11 protein-coding genes are annotated in these 13154 nt (G+C 54.8%); 8 read left to right on the forward strand and 3 right to left on the reverse strand.

Going from position 1 to position 13154, the window contains the following annotated elements:
• Position 1: 1 nt before the first annotated feature.
• A complete protein-coding gene (locus tag GX466_03190; GenBank protein ID NLH93211.1) occupies positions 2 to 1144 on the reverse strand; it encodes a DUF4886 domain-containing protein in 1143 nt (380 codons plus the stop codon).
• Between the two features lie 593 nt (positions 1145 to 1737).
• Here GX466_03190 and GX466_03195 point away from each other — a divergent pair.
• The 7 genes from GX466_03195 to GX466_03225 are packed head-to-tail and all read left to right on the forward strand — an operon-like array spanning position 1738 to position 8042.
• Positions 1738 to 2079 carry a hypothetical protein gene (locus tag GX466_03195; protein NLH93212.1) on the forward strand — a complete coding sequence of 114 codons (342 nt, stop codon included), beginning with the start codon at positions 1738 to 1740 and terminating at the stop codon, positions 2077 to 2079.
• A 34-nt stretch (positions 2080 to 2113) separates the two neighbouring features.
• The gene (surE, locus tag GX466_03200; GenBank protein ID NLH93213.1) at positions 2114 to 2887 is read left to right on the forward strand and encodes a 5'/3'-nucleotidase SurE; all 774 of its coding nucleotides are present in this window, start codon (positions 2114 to 2116) and stop codon (positions 2885 to 2887) included.
• On the forward strand, positions 2887 to 3522 hold the full coding sequence (locus tag GX466_03205; protein ID NLH93214.1) for a protein-L-isoaspartate(D-aspartate) O-methyltransferase: 636 nt from the start codon (positions 2887 to 2889) through the stop codon (positions 3520 to 3522). The genes surE and GX466_03205 overlap by 1 nt, the downstream gene beginning before the upstream one ends.
• An 11-nt stretch (positions 3523 to 3533) precedes the next feature.
• On the forward strand, positions 3534 to 3998 hold the full coding sequence (locus GX466_03210; protein NLH93215.1) for a cyclic nucleotide-binding domain-containing protein: 465 nt from the start codon (positions 3534 to 3536) through the stop codon (positions 3996 to 3998).
• Between the two features lie 7 nt (positions 3999 to 4005).
• Complete coding sequence (locus GX466_03215; GenBank protein NLH93216.1) at positions 4006 to 5067, forward strand: AI-2E family transporter; 1062 nt, start codon at positions 4006 to 4008, stop codon at positions 5065 to 5067.
• A 12-nt stretch (positions 5068 to 5079) separates the two neighbouring features.
• Entirely contained in the window at positions 5080 to 6258 is a 1179-nt protein-coding gene (locus GX466_03220; GenBank protein NLH93217.1) for a pyridoxal phosphate-dependent aminotransferase family protein, read from the forward strand.
• A gap of 53 nt (positions 6259 to 6311) precedes the next feature.
• The gene (locus GX466_03225) at positions 6312 to 8042 is read left to right on the forward strand and encodes a phosphoenolpyruvate carboxykinase (ATP) (GenBank protein NLH93218.1); all 1731 of its coding nucleotides are present in this window, start codon (positions 6312 to 6314) and stop codon (positions 8040 to 8042) included.
• Between the two features lie 270 nt (positions 8043 to 8312).
• Here the strand turns inward: GX466_03225 and GX466_03230 are convergent, their stop codons facing one another.
• Positions 8313 to 9359, reverse strand: a complete 1047-nt coding sequence (locus tag GX466_03230) for a phosphotransferase (GenBank protein NLH93219.1) — start codon at positions 9357 to 9359, stop codon at positions 8313 to 8315.
• A gap of 207 nt (positions 9360 to 9566) precedes the next feature.
• On the opposite strand from GX466_03230, the gene GX466_03235 reads away from it, so the two are divergent.
• Entirely contained in the window at positions 9567 to 11651 is a 2085-nt protein-coding gene (locus tag GX466_03235) for a T9SS type A sorting domain-containing protein (protein ID NLH93220.1), read from the forward strand.
• 76 nt (positions 11652 to 11727) lie between these two features.
• On the opposite strand, the gene GX466_03240 is transcribed toward GX466_03235, so the two are convergent.
• A partial coding sequence (locus GX466_03240) for a hypothetical protein (protein NLH93221.1) occupies positions 11728 to 13154 on the reverse strand: 1427 nt, incomplete at its 5' end.

The following is a 13154-nucleotide window of genomic DNA, read 5'->3' on the forward strand; positions in this document are numbered from 1 at the left end:
ATCAGGCCGCCAGTTCGTCACGCGGGATGATCTGGGACGGCAAAACCTCAAGCGGTTTTGCCAAAGGCGGCAATGGACATCTCTGTCCCGCTTTGTGGGTTTCTCCCTGCACGGTGTCCCAGGCTATGGTTTGCAGCAGCAGAGCATGCGCGGGGCTGATTTCCGGAGGGCGGTAGCTGTTGCCGACGGGATTGATGTTCCAGATTCCGGCCAGCATGGTGCAGGCCACCAAGTAGGTTCCGTAGATGCTGGGATGGTAGTTGTCCGAGGCATACAGACTGAAGGAAAGCGTATCCTGGTGGGCGTTGTGGAAAGCCACCCCGGCCGGCAGGACCAACGCGTCCAGATAGGCGCCAATATAGTAATACGCGTCCCGTATGGGTTCATACATTTCCGGATTGTTACGCCAGGCCCAGGTCATGTAAAACCCTGTCAGGGCTCCGGCTTGGTTTATGGCAGTGTTGAGTTGGGCGGCGTATTGGTAGAAGAGGCTGGGATCGGTTTGGGGTCGGCTGCTTTGCTCCTGAAGGACCACCAAATCCCAATCCCCTGTGGCGATGGCGGTTAGTGTGTTCGGATCATTGCAATGGTTTTCCAGGGTGTAGCCGCCCCCGGTCCTGGCATCCACAACGACACGCCATTCCGGATGCGCCGCGTTGACAAGGGCCTGTAAATGGGCATCCACGCCTCCATTGAAATAGGTATGGCTGTTTCCAACCAGCAGAACCCGCCGGCTCTCTTCGTAGGGCAGGCCCCAGTTGATCGTGACCTCCAGGCCGCCGGGGACGAAGTGTAAAGTGATATGGACGGTCGTGGTTTCGCCTGGTTTGACAATCCCGGTTCCGCTTCCCGTGGCGATCAGCAGGGTATCGTTGTAAACGGCGACATCGATGGCGTAAGTGCCCATCTCAAGGTCGGTAAACGTTCCTTCAGCCATGCTTCCTACAATTGGAAGGTCCATTTGATGGGAAAAACCGCCCTTGGTGATGGTCACACTCACCTGCGTGACGTTCAGGCCATGGGCCAGGGCCGGTTCCAGATTGATCCGCACGGGCATTTCTCCGTGGGCTTCAGGCTGGGTGCCGTGTTCACAAGCGAATAGCAACAACAGCGGAATTAGCAAAAGCAAAGGTAATCTTTTCATCTAACTCTCCTGTTCAGGAATGGTCCCTTCGGTTCTTTGACTGTTCCGAAGACCGTTTTCCAGCGTGCTGTGAAGCTTGATGTTGTCAAGTTTTTTCACGTCCTTACATTCCCCGTTTTTAGGGCAGGGTATTATTAAAGGGTTCTTTTTTGTCCACAGGCCTATGTATGGATTGATCTTAACCCGGTCACCGGACTGAAGCATTCACGCGGAAGCATGGTCAACATATAGTTAATGGAGCCATAAATGTTTAGCCACCATAGTATCCTATCTGCCAGGTCCTGAGCGCTCTTGGTCATCTCCCTCTAACGCCTCCCGCCTAATCCTCGCATCAAATGCGGGTATCTTACGGGAGGCACATCAGGGACGAGGTAAAGGGCCTTAACGGCCAGCAGGTAACGCTTCATCCGTGTGGCTTTATACCCCACGAATATGCTTTGCTCGTTCGCGAAAACCCCGGAACCGGGACGACGGCAGTTCCACCCAATCCATTTGAACATGAACCTTAAAAAACGAAAGAGGGATGCGGGTTTGGAGATAGTGCTTGACAGAATTATTTGGCCAGATTTCGATAGCTTTTCAAAGGATACCGTATGAACAAGAAACGCTTCGAAATCGTCGAAGAGCTAGATCCGGCAAGTGTCTCGGGCGTTCCTGACGTGCATAAAAAGCACTATGAGAACTTGGGATACAGACCTTACCGGATGGGTGACGGCAAAGTGAAGTGGCTTACGGAGGGGGAAAAAGCTTATAATAAAACGCGAGGAATGCCAGATCCGAAAAGGAGATCGAAAAAAAAGTTTCATGCCTCAGACGGCAGATTGAGGAAAAAGCGGCGCGACAAAAAGACGCTTTGGACCTTTATCTCCGAATACTGGGTGTTTCTGGTTATGGCCGCGATCACAGTGATCGTGCTGCTGATTTGTTTGCGCTGAGCCAGAAATATGATGTTTACTATGGAGTAATTTAATGAAGATAATGTTATGTAACGATGACGGAGTTTTCGCTCTGGGCATCAGGACCTTGGCCACTCATCTCAGGGAGGCCGGGCATGAGCTGATTATCGTGGCGCCGGACCGGGAACGCAGCGCGGCTTCGCATTCGATAACCCTGCGCCGGGACTTGAGAATGAAACAATTGCAGCCAAATGAATACAGCGTGGACGGCACCCCGGTGGATTGCGTCGTGGTGGCCACCCAGAAAATCCTGAAAGAAGTGCCGGACCTGGTGATCTCAGGCATCAACGCTGGGCAGAACATGGGCGAGGACGTTCTCTACTCCGGAACTGTTGCTGCCGCCTTGGAAGCCAGCCTCTTGGGCTGCAAGGCCATAGCCGTTTCCATCAATTCATATCAGGGGCAGAATTTTGACACAGCAGCCGGCTGGATGGTGAAGCTGCTGGAAATGGGAGTGGACACAATCATTCCAGAGCGCGGCATCCTGAACATCAATTTTCCCAATGTGGTCTCCTCAGAAATAAAAGGTGTCAGGCTAACCAACACGGGACACCGCAAGTATTACAATTTCATCAAGGTGATCGAAGAACTTGAGGACGGCTTTGTTTACCGTATCGGCGGAGACCTGCCCGATTGGGAAATCCAGAAGGGAACAGATGCCGAGGCCATCGCCGATAACTTCATTTCCATCACTCCGTTGGGAGCCAGCCTTACTCTTGGCGACGCTTTTCCCAGCATCCTGGAATGGCTGGAGACCAACTCCCTGCTCCGGATTGAGAATGCCTGATGCGGTTTGAAGACCAGCGAGCGCTTTTGGCGAAGGACCTGGCCCGTTCCGGGATCACGGATGAACGAGTGTTGGCCGCTTTCGCCAAAGTGCCCCGTGAGGTCTATGTGTTGCCTCAATACAGGGATTACGCCTACCGCAACCAACCTCTGCCCATCGAACTGGCCCAAACCATATCCCAGCCTTTGATGATAGCCATCATGCTGCAGTATCTGGAACTCAGGGATACGGACACAGTGCTGGAAATCGGCACCGGTAGCGGCTATCAGAGCGCCTTGTTGGCCGAACTGGCACAAACCGTCTGCACTGTGGAGCGGCTGGAAGCCCTTTCTCTAAAAGCCCAGGGCATACTTAAAGAACAGGGTTATAAAAACATCCATTTCCGCATCGGCGACGGCGCCCAAGGTTGGCAAAAGGCCTATCCAGCCTTCAGGGAATTCAACAAGATTGTGGTAAGTGCCGCTGCTACAGAGATTCCCCCGCGCCTCAAAGAACAACTGGCAGTTGACGGCATTCTGGTTGTGCCCGTGGGAAGTGGTTATTACCAGATCCTGAACAAAGTGGTCCGCACTGCCGAAGGCTTCACCACTAGCGAACACGGCGGCTGCACTTTCGTGCCGCTTATCAGCACATGAAGGAGGATGATTTGGCTTCAAAACTATTGCTTTGGTTCAAGCGTCTGTTCACTGCCGCGGATGCTCACAAAGAACTGCTGCGCTATTCTCTTTTCAAAGATCTTAATTCCCATCAGCGTGCTTTGGTGGCCAGTTTTCTGCACAACAGGGAATTTCGGGCCGGGGAGAGTGTTTTCGAGCGTGGCAATCCGCTGGAAGTGATATATTTCGTGGAATCAGGCGAAATGGAGGTATCACCCCTCTTCGAGGGCGAAGGGTCGACTGTGCTGAAAAAGAACCAATTCATCGGTGTGCTGGACCTGTTTTCCGGCAAAAAACGGCTCAGCAGCGTCAAGGCTCTCACGGACCTGAAGCTGAAAGCTCTCTCTGTGGATGACCTGCAGGAAATGCTGGCCCGTGACCCTGCCCTTGGAGTAAAACTCCTTCAAGCCTGCTGCTGCTTCCTGGGTGGATACATCCGGAGCCGCATCCGCTAACAAGATCATGAACTGGAACCGGCTCATCTTCACCATCATCATCCTGGCAGCCTGCATATTGGCCTTCATTTTTTACCGGCCGCTGCTGATGTACCTTCTGCTGTCGCTGGTGTTGGCCAATTTTCTGGATCCTGTCATTACCTGGATGGAATACAAACGAGTGCCTCGATGGCTGGGAACGCTGATCGTCTATTTGGTCATCCTGGGCTTGCTGGCCTGGCTGATCGCTACCTATGTGCCAGTGCTGATCCGGGAAGGCAATCAGTTCCTGGCCCTGCTTGGCCGAACAGACAGACCGCTGCTGCAAACGATCCTGGAACTGCCCGGCTTCAAGTCGCTTCACGAGTTTGTGGAAAGCCTCGACCATTCGGTTCCCCAGATGGGTTTGCTCACTCGGTTCGAGACTTTTCTGGAGACCGCAGTAACCAAGATCAGTGAATTCCCCCAACTCCTGATTTCCAACTATCAGTCCATACTTGGCTCTCTTGCCATGGTGCTGATGGTGCCCATATTCTCGTTTTTCCTGCTAAGCGACAAAAAATGCATCCGCCGCGGCATGATGAGCCTCGTGCCAAACAAGTATTTCGAGATTTCACTGATCCTGCTGAAGAAGGTCGATGAGAACGTGGGTAATTATCTGCGCGCCATCCTGCTGGAGATGCTGGCGGTTGGCATCATGTCAACAATTGCGCTTGGCATGCTTGGGGTACCCTACTCAGTGGTGATCGGCGCCATTGCAGGCCTAACCAACATCATTCCCTACATCGGCCCCTGGCTGGGAGGCTTTATCGCCGTCTTGGTCATCCTGTTCAGCGGCATGCCGTCGGTGAACATTCTCTGGGCCTGCATTGCCATGTTCCTGGTGCAGCAGGTTGACAACTACGTGGTCTATCCCGCCATTGTGGGAAAAACCATGAAAATGCAACCTTTGTTGGTGATCCTTACGGTATTGGCCGGCAGCTATTTTGGCGGCGTGTTCGGCATGCTGTTCTCCGTGCCTTTGGTTTACATGATCTTCAGCCTGCTCACGGCTACCCAAAAGTATTTGAAAGAATTCCGTATTATCTGAATTGAGGTATAAATGAGTCTGATCGACAAACGTCACTCCTTCCAAGACGCCAAACGCGCTATCGCTGCCGGCTATTATCCTTATTTCCGGGAAATATCTTCGGAACAGGATACCGAGGTTATCTGCAACGGCCAGAAAATGCTTATGCTCGGTTCCAACAGCTATCTGGGGCTCACCACTCATCCCAAGGTGAAGGAAGCCTCCATCGCCGCGGTGAAAAAATATGGCAGTGGCTGTGCCGGATCGCGCTTCCTGAACGGCACCCTGGACATTCACATCCAGCTTGAGGAGGAACTCGCCCGTCTCGTTGGAAAAGGCGCCGCGCTGGCCTATCCAACAGGATACCAAGCCAACCTGGGCTGCATCTCCGCGATAGTGAACAGAGACGAGTTCATGATCACCGACAAGTTTGACCATGCCTCGATCATCGACGGCTGCGCGCTCTCGCTGGGCACCATGCTGCGTTACAACCACAATGACATGGCTGCTCTGGAGCGAGCTCTGAAAAAGACAGACGGCAAAAACAGCCTGGTCATCGTGGACGGAATTTTCTCCATGGAAGGCGACATCGCCAATCTGCCGGAAATAGTGAAGCTCTGCCAGAAATACGGAGCCAGCCTGATGGTGGACGAAGCCCATTCTCTAGGCGTTTTGGGTAAAAAGGGGGCCGGCGCCGCCGAGCATTTTGGCCTCATCGCCGAGACAGACCTGATCATGGGGACCTTCAGCAAATCTTTGGCCTCCGTGGGCGGCTTCATCGCCGCAGACGAAGAGGTGATCCACTATCTGAAGCACAAATCCCGTGCCCTGATCTTTTCCGCTTCGTTGCCCCCGGCCTCCACAGCCAGCGTGTTGGCAGCATTGAAGATCATGGAGTCCGAACCGGAGCGGATCGAACGCCTTTGGGAAATCACACACTACATGCTAAGAGAGTTTCAGGCAATGGGTTACGACACCGGGACATCCTGCACACCGGTGATTCCGCTACATGTGGGCGAGATGAAGGTCGCCTTTGAAATGTGGAAACGCCTTGGCGAAGAGGGCGTCTTTATCAATCCCGTTGTGCCGCCGGCCGTTCCGCCAAACTCCTGTCTCATCCGCACATCCTTTATGGCCACCCACACGAATGAACAACTGGATTTCGCCCTGGACAAGTTCCGCACCATCGGGAAGCAACTCGGCGTAATTTGACGCCGCCTGATTTGATTTTCAACATATAAAATATAGCCATACCAGGAGGAAACATGGCCAGTAAAAGCAGTGCCGAATATTACGGCAGCCTGAAAGAGATGTCTCCGATCCGCGCCATCGCCGAGACGCTCATGAACAACGACAAAGTGCGCAAAATCGACATCCGCCAAGCCTATGAAATGGCGAAGAAACAGCCCGGCATAACCGTTACCGACCTCCCCGTCTATCCGGAATTTGTGAAACTGCACAATCTTCCCGCTGATGCCAAAGTGTTGGACGACTGCCACGGCAACATCATTGGCCGCACCGCGAAAGCCCGCCGTTTTTACCATCGCCTAGACGCCAGCAAGAAAAACAAGCTGGAAGGCGACTTCCGCGAAGCAGTATGGCAAATGCAGCACTACCCGCTGGTTAAGGCTGAGGCGATCCTCGGAATGGACAAAGACCTGATGCTAAAAGCCACCTTCATCACCACGGAGAGCGACGTCGCCAACCTTTACAACTGGCTGCTGAACTTCGCGCCTTACGAACAGCTCAAAGAACAGTATGAAGCCAGCCCCAAACTGCCCATCCAGGACATCATCCTCATCGCCTTCAACGAATGGACCTGCGACGATCCTTTCTACAACAACGTCGGCGCGCCCCAGTTGGCCCTCGTGGACGAAAAGCACAACGTGATCGTCAACCTGGGCATGCGCTATTTCGGTGAAAGGAAAAAAGGCACCCTCACCCTGGCCTGGACTTCCGGCATCCGCATCGGCATGGCCGCTTGTCACGGTGGCATCAAGGAACTGGATTTCTCCACCTGCGACGACCCCAAATTCCACGCCCTCGGCAAACGCTCCATCGCCTTCTACGGCCTCTCCGGCACGGGAAAATCCTCCCACACGAACAGCCACGACAACGCCGGCACCATGCCTCAGGGTGTGTCCAAAGTTGTGCTTCACGACGACGCCTTCCAGATCGACCTGGAAAACAAGATCTGCCGCGTGTGGGAACCCACCCTCTTTGACAAGACGGACAGCCGTCCGCCGGACCATCCGGACTGGAAATATGCCCTCGCCGTGATGAACCACGCGGTTGTGGAACTCGACGGCAAGCGGATCCCCATCGGCCAGGACACCCGCAACCAAAACGGCCGTGCCCTGCTCGACCGCTCCCTGTTGGGCAATTACGTGAACCGCTGCGCTTTCCCCAAGGCTTTGGTCTGGCTGATGAAAGACTCCGCGCTGCCTCCCATCCTCAAACTGGCGGACAAACACCTTGCCATCGCCATGGGCGCTGCGCTCATGACCCAGCGCAACCGGGCCGAGAACGTCACCGAGGACGAGCTTAAAAAACTGGTCTTCGAGCCTTTCGCCAATCCATTCCGCGTTTATGAGCTTTACCGCGACGTCGAAGCTTTCATTCAGGTGGCCGACAACGGTGCGGATTTCTATTGCTTCAACTCCCGCGGTTACTGGAAAGAATCTGACGAAGTGCTGGAAGCCATTCCGCTCAAAACCTCCCTCACCCTCCAGACCGCCATCCTGCTCGACCAACTGCAGTGGGAACCCTGGACCGCCCTGCCCGGAGCGATGATTCCCACCCGCGAAAGCATCGAAAAGATCCTGCCCGGTTATTACGACCTCTACGATCCGGCCAAACGCGGCAACCTGGACAAATACCAGGAACTGCTGAAAGACCGCTTCCAGCAGCGCCGCGATTTCCTTATGGGCAGCGACCTCCAGGAAAAACCCGAACTCCAGAAACTGGTGGTGGATGCCCTCAACCTGAAAATCTGAGCAACTCAACCAATCATAATGAAGAAGCCCGGTTATGCCGGGCTTTTTTCTGGCTTAGGAAAAGGCTCATGTTCAGATGGAGTGGGCGCGGTTGCCCTCATTCCAGCTTCAAAGTCCTTTCGAATGAGCGTAGCGATGCCGGTTGGCCGTTAAGGCCCTTTCCTGTGTTCCTGTCGTGCCTCCCGCATGATGCCCGCATTTGATGCGAGTATTGTGCGGGAGGCATGGGAGTGGGATGGAAAAGGGCGCTCAGGGTGTAGCCACCGGGAATTATCGGCGGGCGAACCAGTTATCTTCCGGTAAATAGTTCCGGGCGTGGATGATATCCTGTTTCATCCAGGCCAGATACTCCGGCGAGCCTTCCCTGATCTGTTCAAAGAAGCAGGCGAACATCAGGAAGCGGCGGTAATTGAGGAAAAGTTCCACGCAGCCGTATTCTTCAGCAGGCAGCGTGTTTTCGCTTTCGTAAGCCTCCATGAAAGGGGTGATGAAAATGGCGTCCAGTTCGGCATCGCGCCTGGCCCAGGGGGAATGGAAATTCACGCGCGAATACTCGCTGTAAACGCAGATGGCGATTTCCACCATGAACCAGAGATAGTTCGCCACGTCGAAATCGATCAGGATGAGGCGGTTGTCCTCTGCCAGGATATTGCCGGGATGGGGGTCATTGTGTAAAAAGCCGTGATTGTCGCGGGTGACTGGAAGGGCATCCAGTTCGGTTTTCATCACAGACCAGGCAGCACGGACCTCATCGTCTTGAAACCGGCGGTGGAAAACCTCCCACTCTCGCTGCCGGCTGATAAGAGGGCTGCCGCTGGCGTCTATGCAGGCGGAATGTTGCCACTGGGGCCAGCTTTTGGCCAGACGGTGCATTTTTCCCAGCATCTCCCCCCAGCGTCTGTAAAAATCTGAGCAATCGCGCGGATCGCCTAACTGGACTTGCTTTCCGGACACCATCCTCCAGGCGTAAACAATATATTCTTGAGTGCCGCAGGTGACGGCCTCCGCCAGCCTGCCCGCCTCCGAATGCAGAGGGGGCAAGGTATCCACACCGTTCCGGCTTAGCCATTCCTGCCAGGCTTGACGCTCCGCCACGCTGGCCAGGGAGCGTTGAGAACCTGCTGGCATCACCTTGAGCAAGCGGTCTTCCCCCTGGCGGGAATAGCTGTAGATAGTGCCGTCTGACCAGGCATGGCCTACGGCGAAGTATTCCGGTGGCTTATCCCAAGGGTAAAGCTCTTTCAAAGCTTCACGCAAATCCTCCGGCATCGGCCTGAGGCCTATCGCGCCGGGTTGTTTAGTGTTGCTGTTTTCCATATCAGTTCACTTTCAAAGCTCTGGGCCAAAGGATTTACCGGACCGCGGTGGCGTCAAGGAAAAGTCGGTGGGGCAGTGCTGGGCGATGCCGAACCTATTAAGCAATGATGCGAATATTTTACTTGACAATGGGGGGGTAAAGAGAATCGTTTCCATGGGGTGGTTTGGATTTTTATGGAATATATTGGCCGCCCGACGAGGTTCAACATGAAACGTTTTGCTTTGCTTTTGCTTTGGCTCGGTTGCGCTGTGGGAATGCTTTGCGCCCAAATCCCCTTGTATGAGATCTCCGTTCCTCCGGTTTTCGTTACCCAAAGCTATTACGACTATGTGATGGGCGGCTACAGCGACCTGCCCGTGGCCGAGTTTGCACCGGACCAGGGCAGCGGCCGGGTGATGGTCTATCATGCCAAGCGGGGAAGCTACTCCAGCCCGCGCAAGGTCTATTTCAGCTACATCGACGCCGCGGGGCAGATGCAGACTGTGGTTGATCCCTGGCAGGACGTGGATACGCAGATGGGCTTCGCTTCGCTGGCTTGGGACCAAAGCAGCGGAAAGGCCCTCTACGCCTGGCATGAGGACCACGACGCCGACAACAAGTTGGAAGTGGTGTTCATGCACGAACACGATCCCGTAAGTTTTCCAGGAACTTACGGAGACCGGGTCCCGGTTTTCGATCCGCCCTCCCTTCCAGCTGGACATGAAAATGACGAATTCATCTGGCCCAGCATCAAAACCGGTCCTTCGCCCAATCCGGGCATGCGCCGGGTTTATATTCTGGGCAGGAATTCCCAGGCCGCGGGCGACTTGGTTTCTGAAAACGTATTGGTCGCCTACGCGGATTTCAACGCAGCCATGCTGGACGCGCTGCAACCTCTGAACTGGTCCTACACCACTATTCCGCTATTGGATGCCTGGCACGCGGAGGCGGATACCTTTGTGCGCAGGATGTATGGCTCTTTCGCGGTGGGCGATGATGGCCGCATCTACTATGCCGGGTACCATTCCGCCTACGATCCAAACACTTACGAGGCCAGCGATGAGCCGGACCTCGACGTCTTCGTCTGCGACAACTACGGCGCCGGAACCTGGCAGCATTACAGCCATTCCAGCAGGATCCCTTCCTACAATCCTTGGAACTCGTGGTTGATGCGGCACGCCTTTTACCAGGGCGAGCCGCCCAACCAAACAGCTGTCCCCGATGATGAGATCTATTACATAATAAGCAATTCCGGGCATTTCAACCTGCTGATCGATGCCAACGGAGTGCTGCATTTTCCAGGGCTTTGGGTTCTGAGGATTGGCGAGGAAAGTTATCTGAACCCGGACCTATACACGGTCAAGGAAGTTGTGTTCGATCCGGACACCCAGCAATTCGCCATCCGCGAGGTTTTTCCCGTGGCGGGAACCAGTTCCGACGACCTCTGGTGGATGCCCTGGGACGCGGATGGAAACCTGAATGCTGACAGTTGGCCCCTGAACCAGGAGCAGCCTGACATGCGCTTTCATTTTCCCTTCTGCCATTGGGACACGGAGGAAACGGCAGGAACGGTAATGATGATGTTTGCCTTCAACTATATCCGCCTCACCGGCGGAGGCCCGGATGGCAGCATGGCCTGCCTCTGGCAGGACAGCTACAAAGCCCGGATGTACAATCTGTTTCCGGCTGATTCTTTGCAGTATGCGGCTTACGAAGACGATCCGGAGATTTTTCTGGCACTGAGTGCTGACCAAGGCTCGCATTGGAGCGAACCGGTTGTGTTGAGCGGGGTGGAGAATCCAGAACTGGCGGGCATGACACCGATGTGGGTGTATCCCTCCGATGCCTTGCTGCCTCTGACTACGTCGGGCCCTACCGGAGATTGGAAGCGGCTTTGGCTGATGTTTTACGACGATTACAACTGGGGGTCGCAACTGCCGCCCGAACATGGATTAGAATGGGGCAACATCAACTACATGGCCCTGGATTTGCAGTTCCCGGCTGTTTCCACGCCTCAGGATGAAATACCGCAGGTTTCCAGCCCCACTCTGAACGCGTATCCGAACCCCTTTTCCGCAGCCTGTGTCCTGAACGTTGCCCTGCCTGCAAAAAGTCAAGCGGAGCTTACTGTTTACAATCTGCGGGGCCAGGCGCTCCGGCATCTGCACAACGGCGTTCTTCCCGCTGGAGAAGCCCATTTCAGTTGGGACGGCAAGGATGAGCGAGGCCGGGAGGTTCCCTCAGGGATCTATTTGTTGAGGCTGGATGCTGGTTCCACAAATGCCACGCAGCGGGTGGCGCGGATCAAATAGCCCCCACGGATTATTGTGAAAAAAACAAACAAGCCCGGCTGGAATGGCCGGGCTTGTTCTTTATGGAGTTGCTTGGTTATTTGGCGTTTGTATAGGACTCATTCGAAGCGATGACCTTGTAGAATCGCATCGCGTGGCTGAGATCCATATCGTTCCAGTAAGCATCAGTGGTTTCTCCCAGGAAGGTGTAGGTTCCATAGGGATCGGCGCTTACCCAGATCTGATAGTAGTTCGCGTTGGTTATGGCACTCCACTGCAATTTTACATAGTCGGTGGTGGCATCAATATAGCTGACACTTACGTCTGGTACCGCCAGCCAGGTGAGGTTGACTTTCACGTTCACGCCATCGCTGGCTGTGTCAGTCCCGTCGCTGACCGTAAAGGTCAAGGCTTCGGTGCCGTACCAGTCTGCGGTGGCGGTAAAGGTGACAATCAGGCCGTTGATGGCAACGTTCACATTTGTGTTCCCGCCGTAGCTAAGGGTTAGGGGATCACCGTCCGCATCATCCACATACTGGCTGAAATTCACCACCAGGCTGCCGTTCATGTTGAACTCGAACGTATCTGGCAGGGCGATGGTGGGTGGTGTGTTTGCTCCAGCGGTGTCCACCAAAAGCTCGAAGGGATCGCTGGCGCCGCAGAGCGGCATCTGGGCTGTCCTGCCCGTGGTGTCCGTGGCCAGGATGTAGTAGTAGAGCGTCTGGCCCAGGGCGGGGGTAGGCACGCTGGCAGTCCAGTTGTTACCGGAGACCAGGGTGAGTGGTGCAGTCAGCCATTGTCCTGTGGTGCTGTGGCGGTAGGCGATGTAGGTGCTGCCGCCATTCAGCGGATTGCTGTGGGTGATCGTCACGTCCAGGGTCGCATAGCTGTTGGCGGTCGCCGAAGTCGGCTGCACATGCGCAATGTGGATCATCTGCTCGTCGAAGATGGTGTGCACGCGGCAGTGAGCGGCGTCATCGGAGAGCCAGGAAGAGCTGTAGTAGCCCTGCACGGTGTAACCCGGCATAGCTGCCTGATAGGCGGCGATGGCAGCCTGGTCAGCCGCTGAAGCGGTCGAGTTCCACTGTGGGACATAGATCTTGTTGTTGAAGATAAAGGAGTTGGCGTAGGGTTCGTTCTCGCTGGTCTGGTCAACGCGGAAGATCTGGTAGGGGGTTCCGTAGCTGGAGGTTTTGCTCTCCCAGTAGTCCACCACATTTTCCAGAGCGGCGTAGTTGGAATGGCCAACCGGCACACGAGCGATCATGACTTTGTCCACGTCCAGAAGTTTGGCGTGGCAGTCGATGTGATCGATGCTGGAGTTGGAGAGCGGGTCAGCATACATGAAGTATTCATTCACGCCCAGGTATTCCTGCACCAAGTCCTCGATCTCGGCCAGGGTGTAGCTATATTCGGTCACTTGGGAATTCTGAACTCCATCGTTCTCAGTCATGATGAGGTTGGTTGACATCATCTTGCCCTGGCCGTCGGTCATCACGTTGCCGCCAGTGGCTACCAGGGGCA

This window comes from Candidatus Cloacimonadota bacterium, assembly GCA_012516855.1.
Classification (GTDB): domain Bacteria; phylum Cloacimonadota; class Cloacimonadia; order Cloacimonadales; family Cloacimonadaceae; genus Syntrophosphaera.

Coding starts and splice junctions, on each gene's coding strand:
- GX466_03235 (NLH93220.1), top strand. CDS start 9,567: ATGAAACGTTTTGCTTTGCTTTTGCTTTGGCTCGGTTGCGCTGTGGGA.
- GX466_03220 (NLH93217.1), top strand. CDS start 5,080: ATGAGTCTGATCGACAAACGTCACTCCTTCCAAGACGCCAAACGCGCT.
- GX466_03215 (NLH93216.1), top strand. CDS start 4,006: ATGAACTGGAACCGGCTCATCTTCACCATCATCATCCTGGCAGCCTGC.
- GX466_03225 (NLH93218.1), top strand. CDS start 6,312: ATGGCCAGTAAAAGCAGTGCCGAATATTACGGCAGCCTGAAAGAGATG.
- surE (NLH93213.1), top strand. CDS start 2,114: ATGAAGATAATGTTATGTAACGATGACGGAGTTTTCGCTCTGGGCATC.
- GX466_03205 (NLH93214.1), top strand. CDS start 2,887: ATGCGGTTTGAAGACCAGCGAGCGCTTTTGGCGAAGGACCTGGCCCGT.
- GX466_03195 (NLH93212.1), top strand. CDS start 1,738: ATGAACAAGAAACGCTTCGAAATCGTCGAAGAGCTAGATCCGGCAAGT.
- GX466_03190 (NLH93211.1), bottom strand. CDS start 1,144: ATGAAAAGATTACCTTTGCTTTTGCTAATTCCGCTGTTGTTGCTATTC.
- GX466_03230 (NLH93219.1), bottom strand. CDS start 9,359: ATGGAAAACAGCAACACTAAACAACCCGGCGCGATAGGCCTCAGGCCG.